Here is a 16,521-nt window from a genome sequence, read left to right as displayed (position 1 = left end):
GTGATTCCTCCTTTAGCTTCCTGTACTCTGATATTTCGTTATGCCAAAACTCCAGAACCTGAGGCTTACTGCCAAGCACACGAATGCCGCACCCAGTACGAGTCCAAGCACCCAAGGTCCGACCTCACCGCGTAAAATGTAAAGTGCCGGTACATAATTGACCAGTCCCACAGGAAGGACTACCAGGAGCAGCGAAGCAAGCCAGTTGGGATACAGTGATATGGGATACCTTGCCGCCGTTCCGGCTGCGTCCTCAGTAAACGTCTGCAGCTCGCTGATCCGTGTCGTCCAGAATCCGAGCGTAGCCGTAGCAAGACCGATGGAGAACAAGATGACCGATCCGGTAAGAATGATAAACAGTGACTGCGGGATGGCAACCCAGCTGATCTGCCCCGAGTTCATCATGCCGTAAATGGACCAGCCGAACACAAAGCCTCCCTGCAGCCATTCACCAAGCATAATCCGGAAGCGCTGAGGCAATAACGTGAACAATACGGGCAGCGGCCTTGTGAGCAGCTGATCCATGTCCCCGCTGACCAGATATCTCTCCAGATGGTGCACTTCATTGGCAAGTGAGCGGTACACCGTTTTGGATAAGGTCATCATGGCAAACAAATACCCGACTTCATAGATGGACCAGCCTTGAATGGCTCCGAATCGGTTCAGGACGATGGCAATCATGAGAAATTCCGCAATTTGAATGAGCGCGGCAAGCAAGGAGCCTAGAAAGAAATTAAATTTGTACTGCATGGAGCTTTTGACGCTGGTACGTATGAGAAGAGAATAGAGTTCAAAGTATGCTGTCAGCTTGTTCTGCTTCATCCGCCCTGCACCTCCACTTTTCGTCTTAGAAAATAGGTCGCAAGGAAACAAAGCAAGGTGAGCAGCACACCCCAAATCACGGTACCTGCAAGCAGATGAGCATCCGGGTATCCTAGATAGATCCGGGTGGGTACATACAGAAGATAAGGATAAGGTGACAGCCAGGCAACGCTTTGCAGCCATTCCGGCAGCCATTCAATGGGGATAAAGAATCCGGCAAGCAAATTTACGAGTGCATGATGAGTCCACTGCAGCCAAGCCGACTCCGTCGTCCACATGGCTGTAGCACCAATGATGTAATTGATGCATATTCCCATGTAGGCAGCTCCAAGCAGACTCATTGCTGTCCATATGTAAGTCATGCCATCTGTAGGAAGCTGCAGGTTGAATGCAATGAGATAAACGAGGTAGATCGGAATGGATTTGAATATAAACTGGTACAGCACCTGTCCCCATTCCCGGCTCATCAGATGAGTGAACAGGTGGACGGGCCGCATTAAATCCATGGCAATATGCCCTGTCCGTACGGTCTCAGGGATACCGAGTCCACTCGTCAAGAATGTCGTAACCCACAAGGACGCTTGCGTGAACGCAATGTAACTGACCATCCCGTAGGTTCCGTATTCACCGAGCGCATTGTCACGACCGATGCCGATCCAGATACAGGCATACAAGTAGCCGAACAAGGCACTGGCGATATTGTGCACCATATGTGCACTGCGATACTGCAGGTTTCGTGCGTAGGCCTTTCGAGCCAGGGTGAAATAGAGCAATTTGATACACCTCCGATAAGCTTGATGAGACGCTGATTCATACGTCCACTTCAGACAAGGTGAAATGCGAGAGAAGGACACTATCATACCAAAACCATCCATTTTAGGCAATCTCTTTTTTAATCAACAAAAAGACCCTCGGGAAGAATCCGAATCCATAATGACCTCACCTGCAACAGTAAGGATTACCGCTTCGTCGTTCTTCGCGATGGCCTTTTTGTTCAATTTATAAATCTTTCCGCTGGAAGCGAAGAATGCCCCATACGAATACGATGGCTGTGTAGATGAGAGCATACACAACAAATGTGCCGGAAGGCGGATTACCAACAAAAAATTCGGCTACCATGCCGCTGATATCGACTAGCCCGCCTAGCTCATCCATTCCAATTAAACCGTGCAGCATTTTTCGTTGAAGCGCATCGACAGGCATCAGCATCGACATCAGTCCAGAGATATTTGACAGCTTGACAGCTACCTCCGCATCCATAATATCAATAATCCCTATGCTTCGAATCTTCTCAAGCATACCGCCAAGCCAGCCCGCGCCAAACAGCATCGTCATAAATACACCATTACCAAGGGAAGAGAACCTTGTGGAGCCCAGCATGGTCAACGAGATCAGCAGTACAATGACCAGCGCATACAATAAGAATGCCTGGATATGAACCATGGGATCCTGCGGGATTGCTGCATGGATATCGGTGATGATCATAATGGCTGTGTACAGCACGAGTGTATAACACAATAACAAGGATACATAACCAAGCCATCTGCCAATATAAAATTTCCATCTAGGGATGGGTCTTGGCAGAAGAGCTTGCATGACACCCTGTTCGGCCTCACCTGCTATGGAGGAGAAGGAACTGAAGATGGACAGCAGTGCCACAACGAATCCGGCGAAGAAAAAACCGATCATCATCATCAGTACGCCACTGGCATAGTCAGTGATCAAGTTACTTCCTGTCATAAAGCCACTGGACCGATTGCTGTCAGCAATCGCCGCTCCAATGAACCAATAAGCTATCAAAAATAGAATGGAAAGAATGCCTGCAAGGATCATGACACGCTTACGCAGCATCTCTTTCCAGGTCATATTCATAATCAGTATCATTCGTGTTCCCCCCGATGGCTAAGTCCCGATACGGCGGTAAGGAACCAATCCTCCAGCTTGCCGGTTACTCTGTTCACTTCATAGAGTGTCATCCCCTGCTCCATAATGAGGGAGTTGATCCAGCCTGCCTGCTCCTCGTTATCGAGCTCAGCGACAAGCCAGGTGGAGTGCTGTTCTTGAGAAGCGGGCAACGATCCTACCGTCTTACTGTCCACCTGTATCTCAATCCCGGTCTCTTCCTGCAGCCAGGTCAGGATCACTGGCGTATAGCCACCCACTTTAAACCGATAAGTGATCCTCTGTTGCAGGACAGAGCCCACATCGCCGGTACGTAAAATCTCCCCGTTGTTTAACAGCGCAATCTGATCACACACGGCTTCGACATCTTCAAGCATGTGGGAATTCAGAAATATCGTCTTTCCCTGAGCCTTCAGTCGTTGCAATATGGAGCGAACCTCCTTGCGTCCGACCGGATCAAGTGCGGAGGAAGGCTCGTCCAGGAAGATCAGCTTCGGATCGCTTACGAGCGCTGCTGCGAGTCCGAGGCGCTGCTGCATTCCTTTGGAATAATCCTTTACCTTGCCTTTGCCCCGGCTGCCAAGTCCAACCTCATCCAGCAGCTCAGGAATGCGCCGCTTTGCATCGGAAGAGCTAACGCCGCACAGCTTGGCATGAAGCTTCATGACCTCTTCGCCGGTCAGCCACTCCTGATATCGGAACAGCTCAGGCAAATAGCCAATTTGTCCTTTGGCTTCAACGGAGTGAATCGGATGTCCAAAGATCGATGCACTGCCGCCCGTTGGATAGGTAAGCCCTACCAGCATCTTAACGAAAGTACTCTTGCCTGCTCCATTCGGTCCGAGGAAGCCAAAGGCTTCCCCTTCCTGGACCGTAATGGATACGTCACGGCAGCCGCGTCCGTTGCTAAATTGTTTGGTTAAACCTTCGGTGTGAATGGCGGCCGTCATTCCGTAATCATCTCCTCCACCTGTGCGAGCAGTTTGTCTTTGGAATCAAACAACGAGTCGCCGGACAAATTGAACAATACGCCGTCTTGCGTCCATGTAGCTGTATAAACAGGCTTCCCAGTTGAAGATACATAATCTTGTTCAACAATAACGACCGGCACTTCCTTCACTTCCACCTTCTCGGCATCTCCATCCGTGAACACTGGCATTGGAAGCTTGCCGGACAAGATACTGTCTGATTTAATCGCTGTCTTCAGATTATCTGGCAGCATCGGGAAGTCCAGCACTGCCTTGACCGCTTCCTCTACTGAGACAGAAGGATCAACCTCTACTGATGGAAGCTTCTGTTGAGATAACGAAGCGTACAGCTCCTCTCCATCTGTATCTGCATGGTAATATTGATGCAGCGTCGCTGGGATATGGAACGTAATTGGCTTCCCATCGAGAGATTCAGGCATTAATTCCTTGGCACCAAGCCGCGCCATTGTCGTGTTAACTTCATTAATGTTCAGTTTCATCGTAATCGTCTGTGAGGTAAATGCATAATAACTTTCTACATTGAAAATATCATTCTCATATGCTGTGAGCCCGGTTAGCTCTTCAATCTCTTGTAAGCTTAATTTTTCATTGTTGAGTTCAGGTCCATATGCATTCGTAAACGAACCATGCTTGTTGATAAAGTCCGATGAATTGCTTCCTCCAGATACTGAGTTGAAGAAGTCCATAACATCTCCTTCATTAACTACCGTTACCTCATCCATACGGAATTGGTTTAGTATCGCGGCAAGCGCCTTATCTCCGAGCGGAGTCGCGATCATGACTCCTGCCACAGCCGCCGCCGTTGCTATGCTGAGCCACTTCTTAACCGGCTTTTTCATATGATGCTTTTTCTTTACAACAGCGGTCTGCTTCTCCTGATTCTGATGATCCGTCATATCGTATCTCTCTCCCCTGATTTCATTTTGTAATACACCTTTTAATACATCTTCCTTTAATGGATGTGCTGCCTTAGGCCCGTTTCCACGCTCCATGGACCATGCTGACCACTTGGGGCTCATTTCTTCTTCTTCCAGCCTTGACGCCAGCTTGTTCCAAGCATCTTCAAGCTGCTTGTTCTCGTCTTTTCCGTTCGGCTTTGATGTCATGTGCACGTTCAACTCCTTACTATGCTAATTGGTATATCCTCAGGACTGTGGCGCGGACTTTCCTTGAACCTTTCTCCTCAGCTTGCTTGTAGCTCTGCTTAACATCGAGCCGACAAGAGGAGGCCTTACATTCAGCTCTTCCGCTATCTCTGCATAGCTGTATCCTGAGTATTTCAGCATTAGCAGCTGTCTGTCGCGCTCCGGCAGCTCGTCCATCCATTCACGTACTTCCTCCTGATCCATACGCTTCAGTACAATCTCTTCTCCAGAGGACAGGAGCTGCTCTCTTCTATCAAAATACTGCTCCTGCTTCTCCTTGAGCTTCCGTTCTCGTATTTGTTTACTCATATAATCATATCCGATGCGAGTCAGTACACGATGAAGCCATGCACCAATCGCAGCCGGATCATCTGGCGGATTCCGATACAGCCGAATAAATACCTCTTGCGCAAGATCTTCCGCGGCGGCTTCATCCTGGATCAGAGCCATCAGTTTTCGGCGTACAATAGGATAATGCTCGTCGAACACTGTACGGAAAACGTCGATTTCCTGTCCTTCCATATGTTTAACGTCTCCTTTCAGCTGCAGCTATACATAAGACGGACGACAGTTTATTTTTATAGCACGTTTTATAAAAATGTTTAATGGAGTCCTTTTCGAAACTCATCGAACCCGAGAATTTGAAACTATATCAACTACCTATATGAATTATACCGAAGCTGGAATATAGCTCATCATTCCAAATCTTGTGCATCCCTATTGAACAATTCGACAAAATGAAGTACCATCATGGGGTGAGCTTCGATTATTCCATTGTTTCTTCATATGAGGTCTCACTTATACATTACAATTAAGATCGTCGCATGTAACTGGCGTACACGGTGAACCGTGAGGGAGCATGTGATTAGATATAGCCGTACGCCTGGGCAGAGGTAAGGGAACTTAAGTTTCCCTTGCCTCTTTTTTACTTGGAAAGGGCGATGTGATGATGAGCGACAACACACTGATTCTGAACGGTCAAACGGTAGCAGATTACATGAGAGAAGAAACGGGAGCAAAGGTGAAAGAACTGAAGGAGCAGGGAATCCAGCCGTGTCTGGCTACCATTCTGGTTGGTGATGATCCTTCTTCGGCAACTTACGTACGTATGAAAGGAAATGCTTGTGCACGAATCGGGGTGGAATCGATCAAGGTGGTGCTTCCTGCCGAGACAACGACAGAGGAACTCATTCAAGAAATCAACAAGCTGAATCAAGACCCTTCCGTTCACGGAATTCTGCTGCAGCATCCGGTTCCGCATCATATTGATGAAAGAGCATGCTTTGACACGATCAGCATTGAAAAAGATGTAGACGGAGTAACGACGCTTGGTTATGCACTGAACGCGTTTGGCGAAGCAGATTATCCATCCTGCACACCGCAGGCCATTATTCGCATTCTTGACTTCTATAACATTTCAATGGAGGGCAAGCACGCCGTAGTCATCGGCCGCAGTCCGATCCTCGGCAAACCGGTATCCGCGATGCTGCTGAATCGCAATGCAACGGTGACGACCTGCCACTCCAGAACGGTAAATATTGAAGCGATTGTGAAACAGGCAGACATTGTGGTCGCTGCCGTAGGTAAACCGAATTTTGTACAAGGAGATTGGATCAAGCCAGGAGCCGTTGTCGTTGATGCAGGCTACAACAAAGGGAACATCGGTGATGTCGACTATGATGCCTGCTTGCCGCACTCCTCTGCCATCACACCTGTACCTGGCGGTGTCGGCCCCGTTACCATCGCGACCTTAATTGAGCATACGGTAAAATCGGCGTACAAGTCATTACTGAAGCAAGAGCAGTAATATCATGATGTAACACTTTGAAGCCATCAGCTTCCTATAATTATAAAAGAGCCCTTCCAACAGGAAGGGTTCTTTTATGGATGATATGCAGTATCACTAGCACTGAACTCCCCTTCGGATCATTTAATCCCCTTCAAATGCTCCCGGACCGTCTCATCTGTCAGCAGCTTTAATTGGAAGCTGTTCAGACTATGCGATAGCTTGGCTTGTTCCTTCCAGGTCAGATCTGTCATGAATATAGCCAGCTCTAGTGTATTCCCTTCCTTATCTGTCGCATACATAGCATTCGTCAGGACAAACATCGTAGAGCCTCCTTTTTGACCTGCATGCTGAAGCCATTCCTGGTTGCGGGAATCTCGCATGAGTCCTTCCATAACGGGATCAAGATATTGATGCGCTTCATTAGAGAAGTAAGATTTGCTGTTCAGCTTCTCCATAATGGATACATAATCCCGTGTTGTGGAACGGGGCAGCCGGTCAGACCAAACCTTCTGGACATCCAGACTGAGCCATTTGCTAAGCTTCTGCTTGTCTTCTGCGGTTAAAGGTGAACTGGATATTCGGTTATGTATTTGTATTGCTGCAAGGCGATATTCTGCCAGGTCCATCTGCTTAAGTGCGGAGAGTGTTTCTCCCTTGGTTAACTGCTGTTCCTTCATTAGATCACTAGCGACAAATAATGAGCTGACCAGAGGATATAAGGGCTCATGATATTGTAAATCCAACTCGGTTATTAGCTTCTGAATGGAATCCAATCCAAGCAGATCCATGAGATACTCCGTATTGGCGTTGGAGCTGAAGGCAATCATTCCATAAGCTATCTCACTTACAGGTACGGTATCTGACTCTTCCTTTAATCCTAAGTGAGCGATCCAGGCTTCATGCGCGCCGCCATCGGTTTTGGGAACATAATATTGGTTCAGCGCTTTCAGTTCTACCTCCATCTCAGGATCGATTCGTCCCTCTGCTGCCTGTCTTGCATATTCAATAGCAATGATGATCTTAACCGTGCTGGCGAGCGGAAGCGGCTCCTCGGGACGGAGCTCGATCAGCTTCGCCTGATTATATTGAAGTACCATTGAGAAGCGGGGACTGTCTTTATTCTCTTCAATAAATTGAATGAAATAGTCGGCTCCTGTGTTATTTAGCTCATGTCTAAAACGCATGCCGCCAATGAACATAACTGCACACACCAGCACGATAACGCCTACAATCGACCATATGATGATCGTCATGATGCCCTCCTTTTACTCTCCCATATTATTGCATGTTAATCTGTTTAAATGGTTTCTTGATCATCTGTGAACAACCTAAATAGCTGCCGAGCTTCGCTCTGACAGCTATTGTAGCATATTTCCCCAAATTAGTATTAAGCATAAATCGTACGTTCAAGCTCATCTGAAATGCCTGACTTACGATAGAAATAAGTATTGATGATATCTCTCCATTCCTTCGAATGAGCAAGCTGTCCTTCCAGACGCTCCATTATACCCTGATAGCGCTCCGAATCAATCTGTCCCTCAAGCTTGCTCCAGCGCCGAATCAACGTTTCAACGCCTTCCACACCATCAAAGTGAGTGTCATAAATATGCTGAATGACCGTCTTGCCGGACTTCAGGACATGCGTATACGGTACATGATGGAAGAAGAGCAGTAATTCATCCGGACAGGTCTCTAGTGATTCGTACCGTTCAGCATTTTCCGGGAAATATTGTGCTGTATATCCGGTTCCATTCTTGACCGTCCGATTGACACCGATGCCATGACAGTCTGCAAAATGATACGTTCCCCACCTGGAATATTCATAGCCGTCCACATTAGGTCCATAGTGATGCTCCGGGTTAACCATCCAGCCTACACCAAGCGGTGAAGTGTAGCTCTCATAGATGGGCCACGAATCCTGAAGCATCGTACTCACCGCCTCGAGCACTGCAGGGTTAGAGCCAAAGGTTTGCTTGATCCATTCAGAGGTAATCTGCTCTTCAGCTAAATCCGGATTCCAGGTTAATCGGCCATAGCCGTATAAATTTGCTTGGGCAAGCGTGTGACCCGTCCAATTATGATCATCACCCACATTAATGACCGCCGTAATTCCACTGTATTTATACGGATACAATTCACCTGACGCAACCTTCTTAATCTCTGATCCCGCTCCCTTGGCGTAAGTATCAAAATCAAAGATTTCCTTCCACTGTGGAATCAGGTAGCATAGATGTCTTTGCTGTCCGGTATATTCCTGAGTAATCTGGAACTCCAGAATTTGGTTCGTATGCGGCATGGCTCCGAGAAGCGGGGACACCCCTTCCCGAACCTGAAAGTCCATTGGTCCGTTCTTGATCTGGAGAATCACGTTATCCTTGAACTGTCCGTCAAGCGGCTTGAAATGATCGTACGCGGCACGGGCCCGATCCGTCTTGCGGTCTCTCCAGTCCTGAAGACAGTTGTAGACAAAGCATCTCCAGATTACAATCCCTCCAAAGGGCTCATGTGCCTCAGCGAGCATATTGGATCCGTCTGCATGTGTCCGGTTATAGGTGAACGGTCCCGGACGACCCTCAGAATCCGCCTTAACGACAAAGCCCCCGAAATCGGGTATGTAGCTGTAAATTTCCTGTGCCTTATCCTTCCACCAAGCCGCAACCTTCTCATCGAGCGGGTCAGCCGTAGTTATCCCTGCAAGCTGAATCGGACTGGCATAATTGGCACTAAGAAACGTCTTAATCCCATACGCTCTAAAAATCCCCGCCACTTTCGCCACATCCGGCAAAAATTCCGGTGTGATCAGCCGTGTTTCCACCTCATGTACGTTCACGTTGTTAATCGCAATACCATTGATTCCAATCGACGCCATCAGGCGGGCATAATCACGAATTCGTGCATCATCAGTAACAAACTGATGATCCTTGAAGAAAATAGATCTACCCGCATAACCCCGCTCAATGGAACCGTCCATATTGTCCCAATGGTTCATCATTCTCAGCTGGTTCTTCGGATTCTCTATAATGTGAAGCTCACTTAAATTCTCTCCCATTTGTAGCAGACGAAGCAAATGGAATGTTCCATACAGCAGTCCTTTATCGGTCTTTCCCACAACATAAAGAGAATTTATTGCTGCACTGTTATCGGAAAAAGACTTTAGTACGTATCCTTCCTTATTAAGCTCTTGCGCCCATGGAGCTGCACCAAGTTCTTGCGGTAGCTCCTCATGGACGACAGCTAAACGAATACAGCCTGTTGTTAGCGTATCGGTAGAGTCCAGTACTTCAGGAAGTACACCGAACATTTCCGAGATGCCATATTGCAGCTCCCGAATGGCTGATTCTGTAATTTGAGAACGTTCCCTACATCCAATTTTAGAAATTTCAAAAGAACCCTGCCATGATGCCTTACTCTCGTATCTAAGCCAGCCGCGGTCCGCAGCAGAATGTGGAAGCTGTGTGTTCTGTGCCATGACGTGAAACTCCTCTCCCTTACCTTGCTTGAAATTGTGCCTAGCCTAAAGCGTTCCTCACACAAAATAATGCGGGTATTTCTCACGCAATATATCCTGATCTACAACGACAAGCCGCAGATGATTCTCCATCATTTTTCTGGCCTGTTCTCTCTCCTTCTTCACAATCAACTGATAGATCTGCTTGTGCTGCGAAATGATGTCCTCCCAGTTGGAATCCGATAGCAGCCGGAGCAGTCTTAGGCGATTGAAGTGAATGTTTAGCTGCTGAAGCATCTTCCAGGTCCGCTGCTTTCCGGTGCCGTGAAAAAGAATCTGGTGAAATTCTTCATCGAGCTCGAAGAGCTTCTGGTAGTTTTTCTTATCTGCACATACGTCCTGCATCGCAATGTTCGTTTCCAGCTTGAACTTGAATTCCTCAGGAAAATGCTCACAGCACAGCTCGACGATTTCCTTCTCCAGCTTCTCCCTGATAAATCTGCCTTCCTCTACATGAGCAAGATGAATTCGGGAGACCAGAGTACCGCTCTGTGGAATTATATCAAGCAGCTCCTCTTCAGCCAGCTTCATAAACGCCTCGCGGACCGGAGTTCTGCTGACATTCAGTTCATCGGCAATTTCTTTCTCTGAGATCTTCGTTCCTGGTGGAAGCTCCAGGCGTAGGATGCGATCCTTCAATAAATAGTAGGAATAGGCTCTGGTCGAGCCCTTGATCTTCTGCTCAGTCGACATACCGTTACCTCTTTCTTCGAAGCTATTTGGTTCCGTTCTTGTTATACTACCTGGAAGATGGGGGCAACTGGAATAAAGTGAACCGGCACATTCGGGAATTGCTGACGAATCCTGTCTGCGATTCGACTCATCCCCGGCTCCTCGCTGGCCGCATGCCCTGTGAGAAGCAGTGATTTGCTGCCTCCAAGGGTCATCGCATCCCGTATATATTCAGGGGTCTCCCATTCCGGTCCCTCGCCTGCAATAATGAGCTGCAGCTGTTCATTCTCATACAAGGGAATCAGGTGCTGACCTCCGCCTCTGTATCCTACTGTGATACCGATGCGTTCACATATAACATCCAGACCTCCAATAACTCTAACATGAGAGAGCTGAAGCTTCGCCTTGAGATGCTCCGCAATTTGCCTTACCGTTTGACCTGCCGGCAGATGAACAATCGATGCTGTGGACAAGTGCCGAATAGGGTATCCATCATAACCAATGGCTTCAATCAGCCCATCTGTAATTTCATCAGGAGAGTATCGGTGCGGATAATCATGAAATCGATAAACGGTTAGATGCCTCTCCTCAATAAGCGCCTGCTTGGCTTGGTATACCGGGTCTAACGTCAGCATTTCTTGTGCTCCTTCGTGATGACTGTAGAACAATCCCTCATGAGTAATAAACAGGTTGGCTCCAAGCTCTGCCGCTCTATTCAGTGCTTCATACGTTGCGGAGAAGGATACTGCAATGCCCTGGACGACTTCAGCAGAACGACCGCATACAATCTTGTCTACTGTCGATTCAAGCACACCAGCCGGCTCCTCCAGACTGCGGATCACATCCTGTACCGTGACATCCAATATTCTCACTCTCCAGTATCTTGATTATTGCAGTTCAGTTCGTCATCAATAAAAGAGGAGGCAGCCTTTTCGTAGGCGAAACGGCTGCCTCCTGCGATAACCTTAAACTTTTTGCTCGCCTGAACGTTTATTCCCCAGCTTTTTCCTTATATTCCTTGTACGTTTCATTCGCGATTTCTAGATATTGAGACACACCTTGGCTCTCCAGCTCCGATACGAAGGTATCGAATTCAGACAGATCCCGTTCTCCGAGAATGAACTTGAACGTATTTTGATCTGTGTAATCTTTAAGCGGAGTGCTGAGCAGAGTGACTCTTTCACGTTCTTCAACTGAATAAGGAATTGGCGGTTCAGCAGGAACGACATCCTTAACTTCCTTCATATCATTCTGGAATTTAAGCTCTTCTTCGCTGAACATGGAATGGAGCAGATCTGTCGTGCCTCCGTATGCAAATACACCGCCGGAGAAGCCGTACTCAATACGCAGATCCTTGGTTCCATCCGGGTTCAAACCATTATAGTTAATATCTTCTACAAGCTTGCGAACGCCATTCTCCTTCGTGAAGGTCTCGCCCTCTACGCCCCATTTTGCAAATTCCTGACCTTCGTCACTATAGTACAGCCAGTCAATGAATTGAATGATCGCCTCAAAGTTCTCGCTTTCTTTGGCTTTGGAAGAGATCATGACGCCGTTCTCCAATCTAGAACCGGACATCAGCTGCCCTGCAGGGCCGCCCGGCACAGTAATCTTCGCGATGGAATAGTTATCTTTACCGAGTGTCTTATCCATATCGTTACGATGCATTACTACCGTTTGAGAGTTGCCGTTGATTACAAAGGACTTGCCGGATACGAACTTTTGAATCGCCTGCTCATCATCCTGAGTGAAGCTTTCTTTGTCCAGAAGGCCTTCCTCTACTAGCTTATTGAAGTACTCCAGCATTTCTTTATATTCTGGTGTGGTTGCTGTATATACGAATTCATCCTGATCTTCCTTGTAAGTAAGTCCGTTGCCATAGCCCCAGCCGCCTTTGGTTCCAAATCCTGTTGCAGCAATATTCAGCGTGCTGTTGAATTTGAAGCGGTCAGAGAATGGAATGGAATCCGGATACTCTTCCTTCAGCTGCTTAAGTGCTGTATACAGCTCCTCCCAAGTTGTTGGAATGGCAATGTTATGCTTCTCAAAAATGTCCGTTCTCACAATAAGGGTATAGTCTGGCCATACTTCTTCATGGAGACCCGGAAGCAAATAATATTTACCATCCTCCTGCTTGAGTCCCTCAAGCTCGTCTTCCAGTCCCCATTTCTCCACCTTATCCTTATAGTTCGGCATAAGATCAACGTAATCGCTTACAGGAAGTGCTGCACCGGATGCGACGAATGGAGCTTCTTCTCCTGGATAGGTCTTAGGAATAATAAGCGGCGCATCGCCGGAGCTAATGAGGAGTGAGCGCTTCTGGCTGTAATCACTCATCGGTACAATGGTAGGCTCCAGAGTCACCCCTGTGATCTCCGTAATTTTCTTGAACAGCATCCAGTCTTGCTTGATCGGATAAGCCGGGTTGTCGTTGTACATAATCGATAGGTTAAATGGTTCGGTTGCTTTGAAGGTATCCCCTACGGCATAAGACTCCATTGCACCTTTGTTCTGAACTTCCGCTTCCTGAGTGCCAAGGCCGTTGCTGCATGCAGCCAGAGACAAGCTCAGTAATCCTGTGAGCAATACTTTACCCCATTTTTTCTTCATCTCAACATCCCCCTACGATTTGTAATCTCGCAATTAGTGGTTCTCTAAGCCTTGTGACCGAGAGATAGCAATCCTTACCCTTTGACAGATCCGAGCATGACACCAGAAACAAAGTACTTTTGAACGAAAGGATAAATCGTCAGTATAGGTAAAATGGTAAGAACCATGGTCACCGATTTGATGTTTGCTGATATCTGAGTCAAATTATCCGCAGAAGTCGCACCAACTGCCGCACCGCCTGTCGCTGCAGCGATCATATTCCGCAGATAGATGGTGACAGGGAACAGCTCCTTCTTATCCAGATAGATGAAAGCTGGGAACCAGGAATTCCAGTGTGCTACCGCATAGAAGAGAATCATTGTAGCCAGCACGGCTTTACTTAACGGAAGCACGATGCGGAGCAATATCCCGTATGTGTTCAGTCCGTCAATTGCAGCGGCTTCCTCCAGCTCCTCCGGCATATTCTCAAAGAAGGATTTCATTATAAGCATGTTATAGATGCTGATCGCACCTGGAAGAACAATCGCCCACATGGAGTTCGCCATTCCAAGGGTGTTAATCAGCACATAGTTCGGAATCAGACCGCCGTTAAAGAACATCGTGAACACAGCGAACACCGTCAAAAATTTGCGTCCCATCAGCCGCTTTCGGGATAAGGCGTAAGCAAAGATCGTAGTCAAGAACATCGATATCAGAGTTCCGACGACAGCGTATATGATGGTGTTCTTATAGTTGGTCCAGAACATGGAGTCGCTTGCAACCTTCTTGTAGGTCTCAATATTGAAGCCTCTCGGAATCAGATTGACTTGACCGGAATTAATATAGGCTTCACTGCTGAAAGATTGAGCAACAACGTTGAGAAAAGGATATAGCGTAATGAACACGATGAATATAAGAGCTGATGCGTTAAATACCTTAAAGACCTTATACGATACAGATTCCTTCATGTGGCTGCCTCCTTACCATAAGCTTCTTTCCGTTACCTTGCGTGAGATCGCATTGACGGATAATACAAGGATAAGTCCGATGATGGATTCAAATAATCCGATCGCTGTCGCGTAGCTGAAGTTACTAGATCCAAGGCCTACGCGATACAGATAAGTCGAGATCACGTCGGATGTCTCATAAATCAGCGGATTGTACAGGAGTAGAATCTTCTCAAAGCCGACAGCCAGGAAGCTGCCCATGTTCAGAATCAGTACAGTAACGATCGTCGGCAATATCCCGGGAATCGTTACATGCAGCGTCTGTTTCCATCTGTTAGCGCCATCAATTCTGGCTGCCTCATAGAGGGAATCATCGATCGTCGTCAGCGCAGCGAGATACAGAATTGCGCCCCAGCCCATTCCCTGCCATATTTCAGATGTGACATAAATGGTGCGGAACCAGTCGGCCTGCTGCATAAAGTTGATCGGGTCTCCACCGAAGAATTGGATCAGTGAATTGATCGAGCCATTCAAAGCCGTCAGCTGCAAGATCATCCCTGCGACAATAACAATGGATAAAAAGTGCGGCAGGTACGAAGCCGTCTGAACAAACTTCTTGAACTTCTTGTTCTTGACCTCATTAAGCAGTAGAGCGAATACGATCGGCATCGGGAAGGTCAGCAGCATCGTAAGTCCGCCAAGGATAAGTGTATTGCTAAATACTCGCCAGAAGGTTGGATCCTCGATAAACATGCGGAAGTAATGAAGTCCGACCCACTGCTCTCCAAAGATGCTGCCCCCGGGCACAAATCTTCTAAAAGCGATAACATTACCAATCATAGGCCCGTATTTAAAAATGAGCAGGTACAGAATCGGCAGAATTAATAGAGAATAGAGCTGCCAGTCTTTACGCAGGAGATAAAGGATCGTTCTCCGTTTACTTTTTCTCGCGACCTTCATCTCCGGTATGGGTGGATTTACAGTCTTCGGTTCCATAGCTTATTTCACTCCTATCCGTATAGACAAGTTAATAAACCGCTTTCAATTCTAAAATGAGCTGTTATTTACCCATTTCGTTCTAATCCGGATCTAGACCCCCTTCTGATATTGAAGCGCTTACAAATGTAGACTAAAATGATAATGTGAATTGATGCGACAAGTGGAATTGCGATCTGTAGCTGACATTGAAGCTGGATATCCAGCTGGGAAATGAAGCTATGAAAGTGAAGTGGCAATTGCATACTAGTCATACTAGTATGGTAGTTGCTCTTATTGTAATGAAGGTCCTTTATGAATTCAATACATTTTTATTAAATTTTGCTATATCTACTTTAAAACGCATAAAATGGGTAAATCTGAGCCATATAAAGACATGATTATGAAAAGACAAAAAAATAACGGCTTCGCGATCAGATCTGCGGAAGCCGTTATTCATGAGCTCTTATATGTTGTGATCTGCTATGTTAACAGATACAGGTTTTACGTTTCTTGAACAGCTTCCCCTTTTCTTCCACCCTGCGGATATACTCCTCTGCGAGCGGTATTTTGCAAGCTGTATTCCCCACATCCACATGGACTTTGCCAATCTCTTGCGCTACATCCCTTGCCTGCTCATGGAGTGGCTGGACATAGCTGCCCACGCTGATGACAAAGCCATTCATCACAGACCTCACCCAATTCTGTTCCTCATGTATCGTCGATCTTACACGTTCCAGCAAACCAGCCAGTTCTCCCAGATCAAGCTCATCGTCTGGTGTAATGGATACATAATTCGAATAGGTACTCCAGCCGGCCGTTGCAACCATCTCTTCGTCCGATTGGATCCATTTCATCGCCAGTTCTGTGGCATAAGGACTCTCTGCGGTCAACCACGCCACCGGATATTCTGCTATCATGTACCAGTACGCCTGCTGCACCCAAGCTTCCAGCAGCTCCTTCGAGACCAGCTTCGGATTCACGGTAAGCCCTGCCAAATACATGGCATCACTATTACCTGTGCTAAATAGAGACTGCGCTACCTCCTGATCCTTCTTCACTTCCTTTACGAGCTTCTTCTTCATGTCTCCCACTTTGACGCCGAAGAATGGCTCACGAGCCCCGTGCCGTAGGAATGTCTTCTTGGTCTGCTCTGTCCCCAGCTCCTCCAGCGTGCTCATCA

15 protein-coding genes and 1 riboswitch are annotated in these 16,521 nt (G+C 47.3%); of the genes, 1 reads left to right on the top strand and 14 read right to left on the bottom strand.

Annotated features, from left to right (window positions below; genetic code table 11):
* Positions 1 to 12: 12 nt before the first annotated feature.
* The 6 genes from PUW25_RS04860 to PUW25_RS04835 form a co-directional block, all read right to left on the bottom strand.
* Complete coding sequence (locus tag PUW25_RS04860) at positions 13 to 822, bottom strand: ABC transporter permease (RefSeq protein ID WP_193746100.1); 810 nt, start codon at positions 820 to 822, stop codon at positions 13 to 15.
* Positions 819 to 1,595, bottom strand: coding sequence for an ABC transporter permease (locus PUW25_RS04855; protein ID WP_047913439.1), 777 nt, complete (start codon positions 1,593 to 1,595; stop codon positions 819 to 821). The genes PUW25_RS04860 and PUW25_RS04855 overlap by 4 nt, the downstream gene beginning before the upstream one ends.
* A gap of 226 nt (positions 1,596 to 1,821) precedes the next feature.
* Positions 1,822 to 2,706 (bottom strand): ABC transporter permease subunit, encoded by an 885-nt coding sequence (locus PUW25_RS04850; RefSeq protein WP_047913438.1) that lies wholly within the window; start codon positions 2,704 to 2,706, stop codon positions 1,822 to 1,824.
* Positions 2,703 to 3,674: an ABC transporter ATP-binding protein gene (locus tag PUW25_RS04845; RefSeq protein ID WP_047913437.1), complete on the bottom strand. Its 972-nt coding sequence runs from the start codon at positions 3,672 to 3,674 to the stop codon at positions 2,703 to 2,705. Before PUW25_RS04845 ends, PUW25_RS04850 begins: the two co-directional genes overlap by 4 nt.
* The gene (locus PUW25_RS04840) at positions 3,671 to 4,819 is read right to left on the bottom strand and encodes a hypothetical protein (RefSeq protein WP_205053980.1); all 1,149 of its coding nucleotides are present in this window, start codon (positions 4,817 to 4,819) and stop codon (positions 3,671 to 3,673) included. Before PUW25_RS04840 ends, PUW25_RS04845 begins: the two co-directional genes overlap by 4 nt.
* A gap of 39 nt (positions 4,820 to 4,858) precedes the next feature.
* Complete coding sequence (locus PUW25_RS04835; RefSeq protein WP_047913435.1) at positions 4,859 to 5,380, bottom strand: sigma-70 family RNA polymerase sigma factor; 522 nt, start codon at positions 5,378 to 5,380, stop codon at positions 4,859 to 4,861.
* A 294-nt stretch (positions 5,381 to 5,674) separates the two neighbouring features.
* Positions 5,675 to 5,754, top strand: a riboswitch (ZMP/ZTP riboswitch).
* Positions 5,755 to 5,807: 53 nt separating this feature from the next.
* On the opposite strand from PUW25_RS04835, the gene PUW25_RS04830 reads away from it, so the two are divergent.
* Positions 5,808 to 6,665 (top strand): bifunctional 5,10-methylenetetrahydrofolate dehydrogenase/5,10-methenyltetrahydrofolate cyclohydrolase, encoded by an 858-nt coding sequence (locus PUW25_RS04830; RefSeq protein WP_047913493.1) that lies wholly within the window; start codon positions 5,808 to 5,810, stop codon positions 6,663 to 6,665.
* Between the two features lie 119 nt (positions 6,666 to 6,784).
* Here PUW25_RS04830 and PUW25_RS04825 read toward each other — a convergent pair whose 3' ends face one another.
* The 8 genes from PUW25_RS04825 to PUW25_RS04790 all read right to left on the bottom strand — a co-directional run bounded on the left by PUW25_RS04825 (position 6,785) and on the right by PUW25_RS04790 (position 16,519).
* Positions 6,785 to 7,900 (bottom strand): serine hydrolase, encoded by a 1,116-nt coding sequence (locus PUW25_RS04825; RefSeq protein WP_047913434.1) that lies wholly within the window; start codon positions 7,898 to 7,900, stop codon positions 6,785 to 6,787.
* A gap of 134 nt (positions 7,901 to 8,034) precedes the next feature.
* Positions 8,035 to 10,116, bottom strand: a complete 2,082-nt coding sequence (locus PUW25_RS04820) for an alpha-glucuronidase family glycosyl hydrolase (protein ID WP_274338530.1) — start codon at positions 10,114 to 10,116, stop codon at positions 8,035 to 8,037.
* A gap of 57 nt (positions 10,117 to 10,173) precedes the next feature.
* Complete coding sequence (locus PUW25_RS04815) at positions 10,174 to 10,848, bottom strand: GntR family transcriptional regulator (RefSeq protein WP_047913432.1); 675 nt, start codon at positions 10,846 to 10,848, stop codon at positions 10,174 to 10,176.
* Positions 10,849 to 10,889: 41 nt separating this feature from the next.
* The gene (locus PUW25_RS04810; protein ID WP_337999911.1) at positions 10,890 to 11,699 is read right to left on the bottom strand and encodes a Nif3-like dinuclear metal center hexameric protein; all 810 of its coding nucleotides are present in this window, start codon (positions 11,697 to 11,699) and stop codon (positions 10,890 to 10,892) included.
* Positions 11,700 to 11,817: 118 nt separating this feature from the next.
* Positions 11,818 to 13,437, bottom strand: a complete 1,620-nt coding sequence (locus tag PUW25_RS04805; RefSeq protein ID WP_047913430.1) for an ABC transporter substrate-binding protein — start codon at positions 13,435 to 13,437, stop codon at positions 11,818 to 11,820.
* A 74-nt stretch (positions 13,438 to 13,511) separates the two neighbouring features.
* Positions 13,512 to 14,384 (bottom strand): carbohydrate ABC transporter permease, encoded by an 873-nt coding sequence (locus PUW25_RS04800; protein ID WP_047913429.1) that lies wholly within the window; start codon positions 14,382 to 14,384, stop codon positions 13,512 to 13,514.
* Between the two features lie 12 nt (positions 14,385 to 14,396).
* Positions 14,397 to 15,359 carry an ABC transporter permease gene (locus tag PUW25_RS04795; protein ID WP_047913428.1) on the bottom strand — a complete coding sequence of 321 codons (963 nt, stop codon included), beginning with the start codon at positions 15,357 to 15,359 and terminating at the stop codon, positions 14,397 to 14,399.
* Positions 15,360 to 15,826: 467 nt separating this feature from the next.
* Positions 15,827 to 16,519 carry a DNA alkylation repair protein gene (locus PUW25_RS04790; RefSeq protein WP_274338271.1) on the bottom strand — a complete coding sequence of 231 codons (693 nt, stop codon included), beginning with the start codon at positions 16,517 to 16,519 and terminating at the stop codon, positions 15,827 to 15,829.
* Positions 16,520 to 16,521: the final 2 nt, after the last annotated feature.

Origin of the sequence: Paenibacillus urinalis (genome assembly GCF_028747985.1) — a bacterium.
Taxonomy (GTDB): domain Bacteria; phylum Bacillota; class Bacilli; order Paenibacillales; family Paenibacillaceae; genus Paenibacillus; species Paenibacillus urinalis.
The sequence above is the reverse complement of the archived record's forward strand: the minus strand, read 5'-3'. Positions and strand labels throughout refer to the sequence as shown.